The following is a 14,876-nucleotide window of genomic DNA, read 5'->3' on the forward strand; positions in this document are numbered from 1 at the left end:
CTCTCCAGACCACCAAGTCCCCACGACGGTACTCACGACGGGCGGGAGGTCAACCCGGGCTACCTCATTTGAGCCATTTCGGTCGAGAACCTTTACTCAGCTCTTGCCATTCTCCGGCGAAGCGCCGGTGCGCGGCCTCGGCCGCGGCGACGGATCGACCGTGCAGAAGGCCGTAGGTGAAAGCGTTTTCGGTCTCGGCGTAGGCGCGGAGACCGAGAAGCCGCAAGACCTCCCGGGTGACCACGACGTCGTGGTGCGTGCCGAGCGTGGTTTGCACCGCCTTGACATTCTTTCGCCATTTTCGAAGCTTCTTGCCCGTCACCGGCCGGACCGTGTCCGCGGCGTACCGGGCACGCTTGGCCTTCTTGCGCACCTCGTGCAACGCGGCGTCCCGCTCGGCACCGGGCTTCAGCCCGCTCGCCGCGGCGACGGCAGCACGCAGCTTCCGATCCGAACGCGCGACCGCCTTGCGCAGTTCCTCCTTGCCGTCCTTGATCTTCCGCGGCCTGCGGACGATCTTTTCCAGTGCTCGCAACAGGTCCGTGTACCGCTTGCTGTCGAGTGCCCGGAGGGCCCGCGCCTTGGACTCTTCGCCCTCGCGCGCGAAGTGCCTCGTCATCAGCTGCTCGACGTTGCCCAGCACCAATTCGGCCGGAAGCGCCTTGACCTCGGCGTGCAGCCGCGCGGCCATCACCTCGTTGTCCCTCGCCGGCCCGAGTTCACCACCGAGCCAGCGGAGTTCGGCGGCGAGCCCGTTCGCGACGTCGGCGTCAAGGGAGCGACGGAAGGTTTTCAAGCCGCTCCGCAGGCGCCTGCTCGCGACCCGCATCTGGTGCACCGCGTCTTCGGCGTCCCGGCGGACCCCGATGTCGTTGCGGCGCAGCACGTCCAGCTGCGCGGCGAAGTAGTCCGCCAGTACCGAGCCGGACGCTCCCCCTGCCGACGGGACGAGCTCGTCGGTCAGCCGCCGGAGCTTCGATGGCCACCTCGACCGCTCCGCGCCCGCCTTCACGACAGCCTGGTCCAGACTGTCGAGCACCTCGGGATCGGTGCCGGGCGAGAGTTCGATCTCGATCTCCCGCCAGCGGTCGAGGTGCGCCTTCTCCCCGCCCGCCTCGCCGGTGACGACGTCGTCGGTCAGGGTCGCGACCTCGCGACCCTTCGCGTCGAGCAGGGCATACGACGTGCGCTCGGTGCGCAGGTGCGCGGCCTGGACGAGTTTGGCGCCGAGGGTGTGCGCTCGGACCAGCTTCGCCAGCACCCCGGGCACCTTGTCCGGCTTGCCCGACAGCGGGAGCCGGAGTTCCTCGCGTTTGTCCGCGCTGACCGGGAGTTTGAGATGCCAGCCCTCGTCGCTTCCGCCGAGCCTCCGCCGCAGCGTGATACCCGCCTGCGCGAGCCGGAAGTCGGCGGTGTCGAAGTACGTGGCGTCGAGGACGTCGACCCTCGGTTCGGCCTGGTTCGTCACGGGACCGGCCGGGACCAGCGGCGGGATGGGCTTGTCCGCCGCCAGGTCGTACTTCCGCTCGATCTCCGCCTCGACGACCGGGGCCCCGCCTTGCGTCTTCGTCACCACGTTCTCCTTCTCCTCGGCTACCCGGAACGGTTACCCCAGGAAGAGGCCGCGGGAAACCCCGATCGGATCACTCGTCCATCCGGTCGTACCGGTCCGCCCACTCGGCGAGCATTTGGCGCGATCTCTCCTCGGTCAGGATATCGCTTTCCAGTCGTGAGACAAGCGAGTAATACGCCTCGACCGCCACCCGATCGTCGATGAACACCCCGGCCGCATAGGAATCCGTGTACACCACCGCCGGATGTTCCACGAATTCCATGATGGTGAACGAATTTTCGATTGTCCTGCTCACTTCGTTGCTTTCGGGGACGATACGGATCGAGCAATAGGGCAGGTTCGCGGACAGGACGAGGTGGAGCAGTTGTTCGTGCATGATCCGGGGACCGCCGACGACCGAGCGGAGCGCGCGCTCGTGGACGTAGAACCGGCACTGCGGCGGGCGGTCCCGTCGCAGCAGCTGCTGCCTGTCCATCCGGGCGTTCACGACCTGGTCCAGCTGAGCCTGATCCCGGTTGCCGATCAGTTCGTAGGCGGTGCGTGCGTACGGTTCGGTCTGCAGCAGCCCGGGGAGCGTCAACGACTCGTAGCGCACCACGGTGTGCGCGAGATCCTCTTGGATGGACAGGGATTTCATCGGATCGACGAGTTCGTCGAAGTACGGCCGCACCCAGTACAGGTCGCTGCCCGCCTGCGTCAGTTCCAGCAGCAGGTCACGCTCGGGCTCCACTTCGCCGCAGGTCGCGAGGTACAGCGCCGCGTCCACCACGGACAGCTCGCGCAGCCCTTGCTCCCACCTCGTGACCTTGCTCTGCAACCAGCCGTTACGGCGGCTGACGTCGGCTCCGCTGAAGTGCCTGCGCTGCCGGAACGCCTTCATGCGGTGGCCCAGTTCCCGGGTCCGCGCCGTCGAATCCTTCTCAACCATGCGGGACAAAGTAGAGCGGAACTCCGGCCGCGCGGTGATTGCCACGCGGTAATTCACCTCAACTGCTGATAACTTGCGGTCCCGCATTTCCGCGAAGGCCTGCTTCGCGAGCGAAGCACCTTCGCGCGCGAAAGGTTCTTTAAGCTTTATAGCGGAAGAATGGAATGGGGTCGAGTTATTCGAAAGTGGATTTGTTGCGGGGCCGCGAGCTTCGCGAGGCTCTCAGGCAGACAAGTGACGTTCCGCCGGAGCGTCGATGGCGCTCGACTGGACGCCATGACGAGCGACGGTAGCGCAGCGGTCGTGAGTCCGGTCCGTGAAGGCCTCCTTGCCTACCCTGACGGTAGGGAAGGAGGCCTTCACTACCGTCAGGACCGCCCTAGACGCCCCAGCTGTCACAGCGCCGCGCGTGGAGGACCAGGGTGCCGCACCGTGGTGGGTCGGGGTGGTCGTGAGTGGTAAGTCGCGTTAGAACGACACTTGCCACTCACGACCACCCCGACCCACACCTCACCACCAGTTTTAAACTCCACCGCACCCCACCTGCACAACCGGAACGAAAGTCTCAATCGAGACATCAACGATATGCTTGAACCTCATGAGTCAAGACATCCGAGACTTCGTCACCCCCTCCTGCGACCTGCTCGCCCTGGGCGAGCCGACGCACGCGACCCCGGTCTTCGCGGAGGTCCGCAACACATTGTTCGCCCAGCTGGTCGACCGCGGCTTCCGCTCGATCGCCCTCGAAACCGATCGCGTGGCCGCGCTCGTCGCGAACGACTACGTCCAGGACGGGACCGGGAGCCTCGACCTCGCGATGAGCGAAGGCTTCACGCACGTCTTCGGCACCGTGGACGCCAACCGGCAGCTGATCGCGTGGCTGCGCGAGTTCAACGACGATCGCCCTCCCGCGGAACGGCTTTCGTTCCACGGCTTCGACACCCAGACCGAAAACACCTCCGCGCCCAGCCCTCGGCGCTATCTCGAGTACGCCCGCGAATTCCTGGGGCTCGACGTGGACATCGCGAGCACGGCCGGTGACGACGAGCGCTGGAGCCGCACCGAAGCCGTCATGGACGCGGCTTCGTCGATCGGTGCCACGGCCGAGGCCTACCGGCTGCGCGCGATCGCGGCAGACCTGCTCGCCGCGCTCCGCTCAAGGAAGCCGGAACCGGGCACGGATGCCTGGTCGCGCGCGGAGATCCACCTGATGGCGGGGATCGATCTGCTGCGCTACCACCGGCAATGCGCCGAACCGCTCGAGCCGAGCGAGCGGTATCTACCGCTTGTCGCGATCAGGGACGCGATCATGGCGCGGAATCTGCTGGACATCCGCGCCGCCGAAGCCGATCGGGGCAGGACGCTGGTCTTCGCCCACAATCTCCATCTGCGCCGCCAGGCGAGCACGATGCACGTGGCCGGGACGGAGACCACCTGGTTCCCGGCCGGCGCGCTGGTGGCTCCGCTGCTCGGTGATCGCTACACCTTCGTCGCGACCAGCCTCGGCCGAAGCGAGGCCATAGCGCTCGAAGAGCCCGAGCCCGACACCTACGAGGGGTTCCTGCAGAAGCACGTCACCACGGACTGGGGCCTGCTCCCCGCTTCGGACGTCCCGCCCGCCCGCGTCCGGACCGACCCCGTTCCGCGACAGGGCTACTTCCCGCTCGGCCAAGGGATCCTCGGCGAGGCGGACGCGCTTCTGCACGTCCGCGGCTAACGTCGAACCGGGTGACGCCTCCTGCCCTCGGAAGGCGTCACCCGGCCACGAGTACGCGCCGCCACCCCCAGTTCCGCGATTTCGGGGCGGCGCGAAGTCCGCTCACTTGAGCGACTCAACACGCCGTCGCCATAACTTCGCCAAACGCACCGGCCGGTGGCGCCTCGCCGGGCTATGCCGGAGTCACTCCGAAGCGGATCTTCGTCAAGGCTTCACGAGCCCGGTCGCGCTGGCGTCCGCCACTGTCGACGGCGGAGAGGTCCTGGAGGGCGCGCAGTTCCCACATCGGGAATCCCAGTTCCCGGAACAGTCCCGCAGCGGTGCGGAGACCTTCGGCGGCTTCGGTCGCGATGCCTTCGGCCGCCCGTAGACGCCCGAAGCTGAGCAGGGCATATCCGCCGCCCCGGCGGTCGCCGAGCTCGCGGAACGTGCTCATCGCGAGCGTCAGGTGTTCCCCGGCCCGGACGTGCTCGCCCGCGAGGCGCAGGGATTCACCGAAGCTCCGATGCGTGTACGCGACGGCGTGCCGGTGTCCGACGTGTTCGAACAGTTCCAGCGAGCGCGAAAGACAGCGTTCGCTCTCCCCCGAGTCGCCGGTTTTCGCGTGGAGGTCGCCGAGACTGCGGAGGACGTGCGCCTCCCAGTGGCGTTCACGCGAGGTCCGGGTGCCGGTCAACGCGCTCGTCAGCAGCTCACCGGCCTCGTCCAGGCGGCCGTGCCGCCGCAGGACATCGGCGTACCGCTTGGCGGACCTGTCGTGCTGCTGCCCGTCCTCGCAGTGGAGCGAGAGCAGGAGACTTGCGTCGAAGCATTCCTTCGCCCGCCGGAAGTCGCCGAGATCGTCCCAGAGCGAGCCGAACTGGGCCGACGCCATCGCCTGCCCGGTGAGGTCACCGCTGTCCCGCAACAGGTCCAGCGCCTCCCTCAGCGCGTCGACCGCCGAGTGGGTCCTGCCGGAGTCCGCGTCGACGTCGGCGAGTGCGACGAGCGCGGACCCGGTGCCCCGCTGGTCGCCCGAGGTGCGGAATCGGGCCTCGGCGAGCGAGAAACACGTCCTCGCCCGCGCCAGATCCCCCGCGTCAGCGTGCGAATCGCCGAGCTTCAGCAGCTTCTCCCCCTCCGCGGGGAGGTCGAGGCGATCGCGCACGATGCCGAACCCGAGCCAGGCAGGCGAGCCGCCGTTCCGGGGGCCGACGAGGTCGCTGTAGGCGTCGGCCAGTCGCGCGGTCAGCTGAGTCCAGCCGTAGCTCTTCGCGGTCCGGACGGCGAGCGCGAGGTTCGCGGTCTCGGCGGCACGCCAGCCACTCGGATCGGCCGCGACGCGGTCCGAGGCCGCCGCGGGGACGTCCGAACGGCGAGTTGGCGGGTACTCGGCGCCGAGCGCGGCGACGGCGTGCTCGGCCAACCCCGCCATGACCGTCAGCGCGCGCCTGAGAGCGCCGGGGTCCGGCGGTTCCCGGAGCGCGAGCCGGACCAGGCCGGGCAGCCGGTACCGCAGGAAACCGGCCTGATCCGGCTCGGTGTGGAGCAGGTGATCGTCCACGAGTTCGTCGAGCAGCTCGGCCGCCTCGCGGGACGAACAGCCCAGCAAGGCCGTCGCGAACCAGTCGGCGATCTCGGTCGAGCCGGGGAAGGTGAGCAACCGCAAGGAGTTCCGCTGCCGCAGCGAAAGCGCTGTGACGACTTCGGCGAGCACGGGGCGGACGGCCAGGTCACCGGCGGCGAGTTCGTCTAGGCGCAGGCGCTCGTTCTCCAGGCGCGCCGCGAACTCGGCGACACTCAGTCTCGGCCGCTGCAGCAGCTTCATCCCCGCCACCCGCACCGCCAGCGCGAGCCCGTCGCAGCAGGCCAGCACCCGGCGGACGGCGTCGGGTTCGGCGGACAGCCGGTGCTCCCCCGCGATCGCACCGAGCAGGACCCGCGATTCCCCGGAGGACAGCGCGCCGACCTCGACCGGCCTGGCCCCGACGAGTCCGGCCAGCCGTCGCCGCGTCGTGACGATCGTCCCGCAGCCGGGGCCGCTCGGCAGCAACGGCCGCACCTCGGCCTCGGATCGGGCGTTCTCGAGGATCACCAGGAGCCGCCGGTCCGCGGTGTGGCTCTGCCACAACGAGATCAGCCCGGCGCGGTCGGCGGGGAGTTCCGCTTCCGCGAGGCCGAGTGTGCGGAGGAACCCGGCGAGCACGTCACCGCTCTCCCGCAGGTCGGCGACGAGCTGACCGTCCGGGAACCGCTTGCGCATCCGCCAAGCGGCCTGGACGGCCAGCGCGCTCTTCCCCGCGCCCGCCGCGCCGTGCAGCACGACCGGCGCCGGAGTTCGCAGCGCGCGGCCGACTTCCGCGAGTTCCCCGGCCCGGCCGGCGAAATCCGGCGTCGCCGGGGGAAGACCGCACGGCGGGCCACCCACCGACCAGCCGGTGCCGGCGATCCGGCGGTGGACCGCGAGCAGGTCTTCGCCCGGCGAGACACCGGCGTGCTCCCACAGCGCTTGGCGGCATCTGCCGAGGACGGCCAGCGCGGCGTCCCGCCGCCCCAGCCCGTGCAACGCCTCGGCGTACCACCCGGCGAAGCGCTCGTCACCCGGCCGGGTGACGAGCTCAGGTGCCAGCCGATCGGCGACGGCCTTGTGATCACCGGCCGCCAGTTCGAGTTCCACCAGCCTGCCCAGTACCGAACACCGCTGTTCTTCGAGCCACAGCCGGTGCGCCTCCACCAGCGGACCGGCCGGGACATCGGCGAACGCCTTGCCGCGCCACAACCCGAGCGCCCGTTCGAGCAACGCCCTGCGCTCGACGCTGGTCGCCGTCGCGGCCGCGGCGGTCAGTCCGGAGAAACCGGTGGCGTCCAGTTCCCCTTCCGACACCGTCAGCCGGTACCCGCCGCCGCCGGACCGCAGCCGCTGCCGGACGTCGTCCACCGGCAGCCCGGGCGACAACGCCTTGCGCAGCTTGGAAACGGCCATCTGCACGACCGCGGCGGCACTCGACGGCGGGTCCTGCGGCCAGAGTTCGTCCACGAGGGTGTCCCGGTGGACGAACTCGTTCGGCCTGGCGAGGAGCACCGCGAGCACCCGGCGGGGCTGCGCCGCCGACGGGAGCGGGACCGAGGCCCCGAGCGGGCCGAGCACCTTGAACTCCACGGGCCACCTATCACCTGGACGGATGACCAGAATGTAACCCGGCGCAGTCCCCGTTTCGGCGGTTTCTCACCCGGATGGCCGTCCCTCTCATTTCCCGGTGTGCGCGAGCAGCCGGTCCCTCAGGGCGGGTTCGTCCGCGAGCGCCTCGTTCAGGGTGTGCTCCAGCAACGGCTTGAGGTCCCCGTACGGCCGCTTCGACCAGTCGAGCGGGCCGAGCGGCGGCTCCGGGTCGTACTCGATGACGAACTGGATCGTTCGCGCGATCTCGGCGCCGACGAGCCGTTCGACCAGATGCAGCGCCAGGTCGATCCCCGCCGACACCCCGGCGGCGGTGATCACGTTCCCGTCCTCGACCCAGCGTTCGGCGACCGGTTCCGCGCCGAAAGCGCGCAGGAACTCCCGGAACATCCAGTGCGTCGCGGCCCGGCGGCCCTCCAGCAGACCGGCCTGCCCCAGCAGCAGCGATCCCGTGCACACCGAGGTCACGAGTTCCGCGCTCTCCCCCGCCTTCCGCAGGTAGCCGATCAGCTTCTCGTCGGCGAGCGCCTTCAGCGTCGGCGCGGCGCCGCCGGGCACGAGCAGGGCGTACGGCGACGGGACCTCGTCATAGGTGTGGGTCGCCACGAGCTTCAGCGGGTTGTCGGTGACGACCGGGTCCTTCGTCTCGCCGACCACGACGGTCCGGTACTCCTGCGCCGTGCTCGCCATGCCGTCCAGCACGGTCAGCGGTCCGACCATGTCGAGCGGGGTCATCCCCGGGTAGACCACGAACGCGATGATCTTCTTGTCGTCTGTCATGCGACAACGGTGTCGCAGTGGCGAGACCTCGGCGGGCCGGATGTCCGGATTCCTGCGAACTACGTCCGACGGCCGGTCGCTACTGCTAGCGTTCGATCATGCCGGGTTCACCCAGACGAGTGTTGATCGTCGGCTACAGCAATGCCGAAATGCTCGACATCGCCGGTCCGGGGGACGTCTTGGACGCCGCGACCAAACTCGGCGGCAAGCCGGGTTACGAGATCATGCTCGCCAGCGTCGACGGCCGCGGCATCCGCTGCGAATCCGGGCTGGTCCTCCAGGCGCAGCACCGGCTCGACCAGGTGACCGGCGAGCTGGACACGCTGATCGTCGCGGGCGGCACCGGGCACGAGGCCGCCGCCGCCGATCCCCGGGTCGTCATCCACGTCCGCAGGCTCGCCCAGCAGAGCCGTCGCGTCGCCTCGGTGTGCACCGGCGCCACCGTGCTCGCCGCGTGCGGGCTGCTCAACGGGCGCCGCGCCACCACCCACTGGCGGTTCGCCAATCGGCTCGCGACGAATTATCCGCAGGTGAACGTGGACCCGGTGCCGCTGTACGTGCGCGACGGCAACGTCTACACGGCGGCGGGTGTCACCAGCGGGATCGACCTCACCCTCGCGTTCGTCGAGGAGGACCACGGTCCGAGCCTCGCCAGGGAGGTCGCCCGCATGCTGGTGACCTACCTGCAGCGGCCGGGCAACCAGGCGCAGGTGAGCATGTTCCTGTCCGGTCCGCCGCCGGAGAACCGGCTGGTCCGTGACATCACCGCGTACGTCGGCGAACACCTGGCGGGTGATCTCGGCACCACCGTCCTCGCCGAGCGGGCGGGCATCAGCACCCGGCAGCTGACCAGGTTGTTCGACGCGCACCTGAGCACCACGCCCAGCAGGTACGTGCGGGCGGCGAGGACCGAGAACGCGGCGAAACTGTTGTGCGGCACCGAACTTCCGCTGACATCGATCGCGCGGCGATGTGGTTTCGGGTCGACCGAGACCCTTCGCCAAGCGTTCCTCGACCACTTCGACACCCCGCCATCGGCCTACCGCCGGGTCCACCTGAGGCAGGCATTCGGCTAGGCCGTGTGCGGCGCCCGTCACGGACTGTGGAGGATGTGCGGGTGAACCGCCGCGACATCTCCGACGACGACACCGGCCCGATTCGCCGGGTAACGGACACGCCGTCCGATCGTTCGCCCGGAACGTCCCGTTCGCCGCGCCGGACCCCGCCGCCGGAAGGTGCGCGACGTCCCCGGCCCCCGGCCCAGCGGCCGCGACAGGCCGAGCCGGGCAGGCGCCGTGCCGCCGAACCGAAGCCGGAACCCAAGCCCGAACCCGCGATCGAACCGGTCGGTCACGGGCACTCGCACGGGCACGGCCCGGCCGCGCCCGCGTCACGCCGGGTCCGGCAGCTGCTGATGTGGCTCCTGGTACCGCTCGCCGTCGCGACCGTCGCCGGCATGATCCTGCTCTACCCGTGGGGCAAGGATCCGGCGAAAAGCGTCTTCCCCCAGGGGACCCCGGTGAGCGCCACGGTCACCGCGACGATCACCGGACCGTGCCTCGCCGAAGGCCAGGTCCAGGTCGGCGAGCCGCCGCCGGACGCGAAACCGTGTCTCACCAGCGAAGTGACGATGACCGACGGTCCCGGGACCGGGAAGCCGCTGAAGCTGACGCTCCCGATCGAGCCGAGCACGCCGCGGTTCGCCGCGGGCGACAAGGTCGTGCTGTCCTACAACGGCGGCGACGTCGCGGACCCCGCGTCGTTCCAGATCGTCGACTTCCAGCGCGGCACACCGTTGCTGCTGCTCGCCGGGTTGTTCGCGCTCGCGGTGATCGTGCTGGGCCGGTGGCAGGGGCTCGCCGCGCTGCTCGCGCTCGGGCTGAGTTTCCTGGTACTGGCGCTGTTCGTGCTGCCGTCGATCCTCGCCGGGGAAAGTCCGCTGCTGGTGTCGATCGCGGGCGCGGGCGCGATCATGTTCGTCGCGCTGTACCTGACCCACGGGCTGTCCGCGAGAACCTCGGTGGCAGTGCTGGGCACCCTGGTGAGCCTGATCCTGATCGGTGTCCTGTCGGCGATCTTCTCGGCCGCGGCGTCGCTGACCGGGCTGGACGACAGCACCTCACAGCTGATCGGCTCGCTCGGGCACGGGATCGACGCGCGGGGGCTGCTGCTGGCGGGCGTCGTGATCGGCGCGCTCGGCGTACTGGATGACGTCACGGTGACGCAGACGAGCGCGGTGTGGGAACTGCGGCGGGCGAACCCGTCCCTCGGCTGGCGCGAGCTCTACGGCGCGGGTCTGCGGATCGGGCGGGACCACGTCGGCTCGGCGGTCAACACGCTCGTGATGGCGTACGCGGGGGCGGCGTTGCCGGTGCTGCTGTACACGTCGCTTTCGGGGGTCGGACTCGGCTCGATCCTCGGCGCGGAGGACATCGCGCAGGAGATCGTGCGGACCTTGGCCGGAAGCGTCGGCATCGTCGCGGCGGTCCCGGTCACCACCGTGCTGGCCGCCCTGATCGCCTCGCGGGAGCCTCAAGAGTCCCTGTAGTCACAGGCACCCCAAAGCGCGAGCCCACCGCGCGATCACGGGCCGGAGTCGGGTACGAAGAGGCCGCACCCGAGGTTCGCCGCGTGATCGGAGGGGCCATGTTCGACGCCGTTTTCGCCGTCCCGAGGCAGCTGACCGCCGTCGCACGGCGCCTGCTCGTCTCGACGCTCGAAGCCGTCGAGGCGGTCCCCGGGATCGCCGCCGCGCTCGACGACGTTCGGGCGACGCTCAAGCACTCAGAGCGGCTGGCGACCTTCGCCGCGGGCGAGCTGCCGGAGATCGTCTACCAGCTGGAGGAGATCAAGACCCGGCTGGAGAAGCTAGAGGCTAGTCCAGCGTCGCCACGAACCGGCTGACGGCCTCCATCGTGAACCGCTGGATGTACTTCCCGGAGGGCGCCGCCGAGGCCAGCCGGTAGAGCGGCCGCTCCGCCGCCGCGTCCCCGCGCGCCTCCGACTTCAGCTGCGCCACCAGCAGTTCCGAGAACACCAGGCCGTTCGCGTCGGTGTTGTTCAGCAGCGCGTTCGCCAGCTTGCGCAGTTGCAGGATGCCGAGTTCCCGCCCGCCCGCGCCGGAGTACACGGCCAGGTCGACCTTCGCCACCTTGCGGCGTTTGCCCGCGTTGACCAGCAGGCTGACCGTCCGGGTGCCACGCACGTCGCTGATCACCAGGTCGATGCGCTCGGCCGCGGTCAGATCGATCCGCCGCACGCCCCAGGTCCGCACGATGAGCGTCTCGCCTTCGAGCCAGACACGGCGGCGCAGGTTGTACAACATGATGTAGACCAGCGGCAGCGCGATCACCCCGGCGACGACGAGGCCGACGATCTCACCGCCGATCAACCCGGCGATCCCGCCGAACGCGGCCGCGAAGATCACCACCCCGGCGATGCTGGAGCAGCCGCGCCTGCGGCGGAGCTTGGCGTCGTCGTGGAACAGCGGGAGACGCTCCGGGGTCTCGGGCGTCCCTGTCGGCTCGGTCATCACACGCCCGTCCCGGCGAGGAACGGGTTGCCCGCCCGCTCCTGCCCGATCGTGGTGGCCGGTCCGTGGCCCGGCAGGACGACGGTGTCGTCGGGCAGCGTCATCACCTTGGTGCCCAGGGATCGCATGAGCTCGTCGCCGTCGCCGGAGGACCGGCCGATCGAGCCGGCGAACAGGCTGTCCCCGGTGAGCACGACCCGGCCGCCCTCGGCGGAGGTAAGCCCGAAGACCACCGAACCGGCGGTGTGCCCCGGTGTGCGGGACACCGTGATCTCCAGCCCGGCCAGCCTCAGCGGGCCATCGACGAGTGACACGATCCCGTCCTTCCGTTCCCCGGCGTCCGGGCCGAGGAGTGGCCGGTCCGCCTCGTGCAGGTAGAGAGGTATCCCGTGGCGCGCGCCGACCTCGTCCGCCGAGGCGACGTGGTCGGGATGGCCGTGGGTGGCGAGCATCGCGACCGGAGTCAGCCCGTGTCCGGAAAGGGCGGCCTCGAGCGGTTCGGCGACGTCCTCGCCCGGATCGACGATCACGCACTCCCTGCCGCCCTCCGGGGCGAGCAGATAGCAGTTGGCTTCGAGGGGGCCTGCCGGAAAACCGACAACCAGCACGAAACGCCTCCTCAGTTCTTCCGCCGAACAGGTGACAGGATGGCCCTGATCACGATCAAGTAAGCCTAGCGGCCCCTGTACGGGGGCCTCACAGGCTGTGCCCATAGACTTCCGCTACCTCAGACGTGTGACATCGAGTGGAAACGGGGAGGGCGGGTGCCGACCAACCAGCAGCGCCGCGAAGCCGCGAAGCGCAAGCTCGAGCGACAGATCGTGCGACGGACCGAGAAGGCCAAACGCCGCAAGATCGTCGGCTCGGTGGCGGTCGTCGGCGTCGTCGCGATCGTGGCAGGCGCGGTGTGGTGGATCGTCAGCAGTAGCGGCAGTGGTGACGATGCCGCCTCCGACGCTTCCCCGAGCTCGGCTCCTCCGACCCCCGAGGTCACGATCCCCTCGGAGCGCACTCCGATGCCGAAGCGGCCGACGCCGCTGGCGAACCCGGTGGCTTGCGACTACAAGGACGACGCCAGCAAGGCGGCGGCGAAGAAGGTGAACAAGCCGGAGGGCAAGGACGTCTCTTCGAACGGCACGGTGAACCTCGTGCTGAAGAGCACCGCGGGCGACATCCCGCTGACGCTGGACAGGGCACTCGCCCCGTGCGCCGTCCAGAGCTTCATCAGCCTCTCCCAGCAGGGCTACTTCAACGACACCAAGTGCCACCGGCTCGGCACCACCGGCCTGCAGATGCTGCAGTGCGGTGACCCCGAGGCCAGCGGCATGGGCGGTCCGGGCTACACGATGCCGGACGAGGCGTTCAAGGAGATCAAGTACGGCCGCGGCATCCTCGCGATGGCGAAGACGCAGCAGCCGAACTCCGGCGGAAGCCAGTTCTTCATGGTGTACGGCGAGGCCGAACTCCCCGCGGAGTACTCGGTCTTCGGCAGCATCTCCGACGAGGGCCTGAAGGTGCTCGACAAGGTCGCCAAGGCCGGCGCCAACGCCCAAGCGGGCAACGGCGACGGGACCGGCCCGCCGAACACCGAGGTCAAGTTCACCGGCGTCACGGTCAACGCCTGACGTGAAGCTGGAGATCAACGGCGCGCCCGCCCGGTCGGAAGACCTGGCGGGCGCGTTCGGCTATGGCCACTTCACCGCGATGCAGGTCCGCGACGGCAAGGTCCGCGGCCTCGACGTCCACCTGCACCGGCTCGTGACGAGCACCCGGCGGATGTTCGCCAGTGAACTCGACACCGAGGCCGTGCGCGGGTACGTGAGGCAGGCCGTCCAGGGCGAGGACGCGCTGTCCGTGCGGGTGCTGATCTTCTCCCGCGCGCTGGACTGGTCCGATCCCGGCGCGCCGGCCGCCCCCGACGTCCTCGTCCGGACAGGGCCGCCGAAAGAACACGAGCTGACGCCGTTGCGCCTGCGCTCCGTGCGTTATGAACGGGTGCTGCCGGAGGTCAAGCACGTCGGCACGTTCGGTCTGGTCCATCACTCGCGTGAGGCGATGATGGCGGGCTACGACGACGCGCTGTTCGTCGACTACCAGGGCAGGGTCAGCGAGGCGTCGATCTGGAACGTCGGGTTCCTCGACGGCCGCACGGTCGTCTGGCCGCAGGCTCCCGTACTCGACGGGATCACCCAGCAACTGATCCGGCGTGGCTTGACGCGCCACGGGATCCCGCAGGAGACCCGCGAAGTCCGCCCGGCGGAACTGCCGGGGTTCGACGCCATGTTCCTGGCCAATTCGGAGTCGGTGGGCTGGCCGGTGGCGTCGGTCGACGACGTCGTGCTGCCGTTCGCGCCGGAGACCGGCCGGATCCTGACCGAGGCGTACGAGAGCAACCCCTGGGACGAAATCTAGCTCGAACCTTCCTTCGTGACGGCACGTGTGGTGAGTAGCCGTCCGGAAAGGAAGGACCCTTGGCCGCTCACCGGGTTCTCACCAGTTTCGCTCTCGCCGTACTGTTCGCCGGCTCCCTGGGCGGCCTCGCCCAGGCACAGGAACGGCCGTCCGGCGCGGTCGTCAAATACTTCGTGGTCCCGTTCTCGGCCATCCCCGACGAGAACACGCTCTTCCGGATCGCGGAGCAGACCCTCGGCGCGGGGGCGCGCTACCCGGAGATCTTCCGGCTCAACGAAGGCAGGATCCGGCCGGACGGCACCGCGTTCACCGATCCGGCCTCGATCCAGCCGGGGCAGGTCCTGCAACTCCCGTCCGACGCGAGAGGCGCGATCGACGGCCCGCTGCCCGCCGTTCCGGCCGCTCCCCCGCCCCTGCCCGCCCAGACCGCCACCCCGGCCGCGTCCGCGACGTCGGGGAGCCTCGTGGCGTCTCTGGCGACCGGGATCGGCGGCGCGCTGCTGGGCCTGCTCGGCGGGCTCAGGCTGCGGCGGGCGTGGGTCCGGCGCACCCCGGCGTCTCCGGAGCCGGATCCGCTCGACTTCCCGCCCAGTACCGGAACGCTCGACCTGCCCTGGCAACCCGGCGGGCATGCGTACTTCTTCCTGAGCGCGGCCGACACCCAGGTGATCGCGGCCGTCCCGGCGGACGCGCGCGTCACCGTCACCGTGATGACCGCGCCCCTGCCGAAACCGCTGGTCATCGACATGCCGGAGGACCGAGGGCCCCAGTGAGCGG

At 69.8% G+C, this 14,876-nt stretch carries 13 protein-coding genes; 7 read left to right on the forward strand and 6 right to left on the reverse strand.

The features are described from left to right. Nucleotides 1-64 precede the first annotated feature (64 nt). Together ACFOSH_RS14030 and ACFOSH_RS14035 are read right to left on the reverse strand one after the other, a co-directional pair. Complete coding sequence (locus ACFOSH_RS14030; protein ID WP_449224182.1) at nucleotides 65-1,573, reverse strand: CYTH and CHAD domain-containing protein; 1,509 nt, start codon at nucleotides 1,571-1,573, stop codon at nucleotides 65-67. A 70-nt stretch (nucleotides 1,574-1,643) separates the two neighbouring features. Beyond that, nucleotides 1,644-2,501 carry a helix-turn-helix domain-containing protein gene (locus tag ACFOSH_RS14035; RefSeq protein ID WP_378239280.1) on the reverse strand — a complete coding sequence of 286 codons (858 nt, stop codon included), beginning with the start codon at nucleotides 2,499-2,501 and terminating at the stop codon, nucleotides 1,644-1,646. A gap of 598 nt (nucleotides 2,502-3,099) precedes the next feature. Between ACFOSH_RS14035 and ACFOSH_RS14040 the strand changes: the two genes are divergently transcribed. Then, a complete protein-coding gene (locus tag ACFOSH_RS14040; protein ID WP_378239281.1) occupies nucleotides 3,100-4,218 on the forward strand; it encodes an erythromycin esterase family protein in 1,119 nt (372 codons plus the stop codon). A gap of 172 nt (nucleotides 4,219-4,390) precedes the next feature. Here ACFOSH_RS14040 and ACFOSH_RS14045 read toward each other — a convergent pair whose 3' ends face one another. Both ACFOSH_RS14045 and ACFOSH_RS14050 read right to left on the reverse strand, forming a co-directional pair. Beyond that, entirely contained in the window at nucleotides 4,391-7,357 is a 2,967-nt protein-coding gene (locus ACFOSH_RS14045) for an AfsR/SARP family transcriptional regulator (RefSeq protein WP_378239282.1), read from the reverse strand. A gap of 87 nt (nucleotides 7,358-7,444) precedes the next feature. Further along, complete coding sequence (locus ACFOSH_RS14050; protein ID WP_378239283.1) at nucleotides 7,445-8,155, reverse strand: DJ-1/PfpI family protein; 711 nt, start codon at nucleotides 8,153-8,155, stop codon at nucleotides 7,445-7,447. A gap of 98 nt (nucleotides 8,156-8,253) precedes the next feature. Between ACFOSH_RS14050 and ACFOSH_RS14055 the strand changes: the two genes are divergently transcribed. The 3 genes from ACFOSH_RS14055 (at nucleotide 8,254) to ACFOSH_RS14065 (ending at nucleotide 11,059) form a co-directional block, all read left to right on the forward strand. Further along, the gene (locus tag ACFOSH_RS14055; protein ID WP_378239284.1) at nucleotides 8,254-9,231 is read left to right on the forward strand and encodes a GlxA family transcriptional regulator; all 978 of its coding nucleotides are present in this window, start codon (nucleotides 8,254-8,256) and stop codon (nucleotides 9,229-9,231) included. A gap of 41 nt (nucleotides 9,232-9,272) precedes the next feature. Continuing rightward, entirely contained in the window at nucleotides 9,273-10,703 is a 1,431-nt protein-coding gene (locus tag ACFOSH_RS14060) for a YibE/F family protein (RefSeq protein WP_378239285.1), read from the forward strand. An 83-nt stretch (nucleotides 10,704-10,786) separates the two neighbouring features. Then, a complete protein-coding gene (locus ACFOSH_RS14065) occupies nucleotides 10,787-11,059 on the forward strand; it encodes a hypothetical protein (RefSeq protein WP_378239286.1) in 273 nt (90 codons plus the stop codon). Here ACFOSH_RS14065 and ACFOSH_RS14070 read toward each other — a convergent pair. Both ACFOSH_RS14070 and ACFOSH_RS14075 read right to left on the reverse strand, forming a co-directional pair. Continuing rightward, on the reverse strand, nucleotides 11,031-11,687 hold the full coding sequence (locus ACFOSH_RS14070; protein WP_378239287.1) for a hypothetical protein: 657 nt from the start codon (nucleotides 11,685-11,687) through the stop codon (nucleotides 11,031-11,033). The two genes, ACFOSH_RS14065 and ACFOSH_RS14070, sit on opposite strands and share 29 nt — an antisense overlap. Further along, complete coding sequence (locus tag ACFOSH_RS14075; protein WP_378239288.1) at nucleotides 11,687-12,295, reverse strand: MBL fold metallo-hydrolase; 609 nt, start codon at nucleotides 12,293-12,295, stop codon at nucleotides 11,687-11,689. Before ACFOSH_RS14075 ends, ACFOSH_RS14070 begins: the two co-directional genes overlap by 1 nt. 156 nt (nucleotides 12,296-12,451) lie before the next feature. Here ACFOSH_RS14075 and ACFOSH_RS14080 point away from each other — a divergent pair, with 156 nt between their 5' ends. Genes ACFOSH_RS14080 through ACFOSH_RS14090 form a run of 3 tightly spaced genes read left to right on the forward strand, consistent with a single transcriptional unit; the run spans nucleotide 12,452 to nucleotide 14,872 of the window. After that, nucleotides 12,452-13,312 (forward strand): peptidylprolyl isomerase, encoded by an 861-nt coding sequence (locus ACFOSH_RS14080; RefSeq protein WP_378239289.1) that lies wholly within the window; start codon nucleotides 12,452-12,454, stop codon nucleotides 13,310-13,312. Between the two features lies 1 nt (nucleotide 13,313). Continuing rightward, a complete protein-coding gene (locus ACFOSH_RS14085) occupies nucleotides 13,314-14,099 on the forward strand; it encodes an aminotransferase class IV family protein (protein ID WP_378239290.1) in 786 nt (261 codons plus the stop codon). A 59-nt stretch (nucleotides 14,100-14,158) separates the two neighbouring features. Beyond that, entirely contained in the window at nucleotides 14,159-14,872 is a 714-nt protein-coding gene (locus tag ACFOSH_RS14090) for a LysM peptidoglycan-binding domain-containing protein (RefSeq protein ID WP_378239291.1), read from the forward strand. Nucleotides 14,873-14,876: the final 4 nt, after the last annotated feature.

The sequence above is a fragment of the Amycolatopsis speibonae genome, from assembly GCF_042647925.1.
In the GTDB taxonomy this organism is placed as follows: domain Bacteria; phylum Actinomycetota; class Actinomycetes; order Mycobacteriales; family Pseudonocardiaceae; genus Amycolatopsis; species Amycolatopsis speibonae.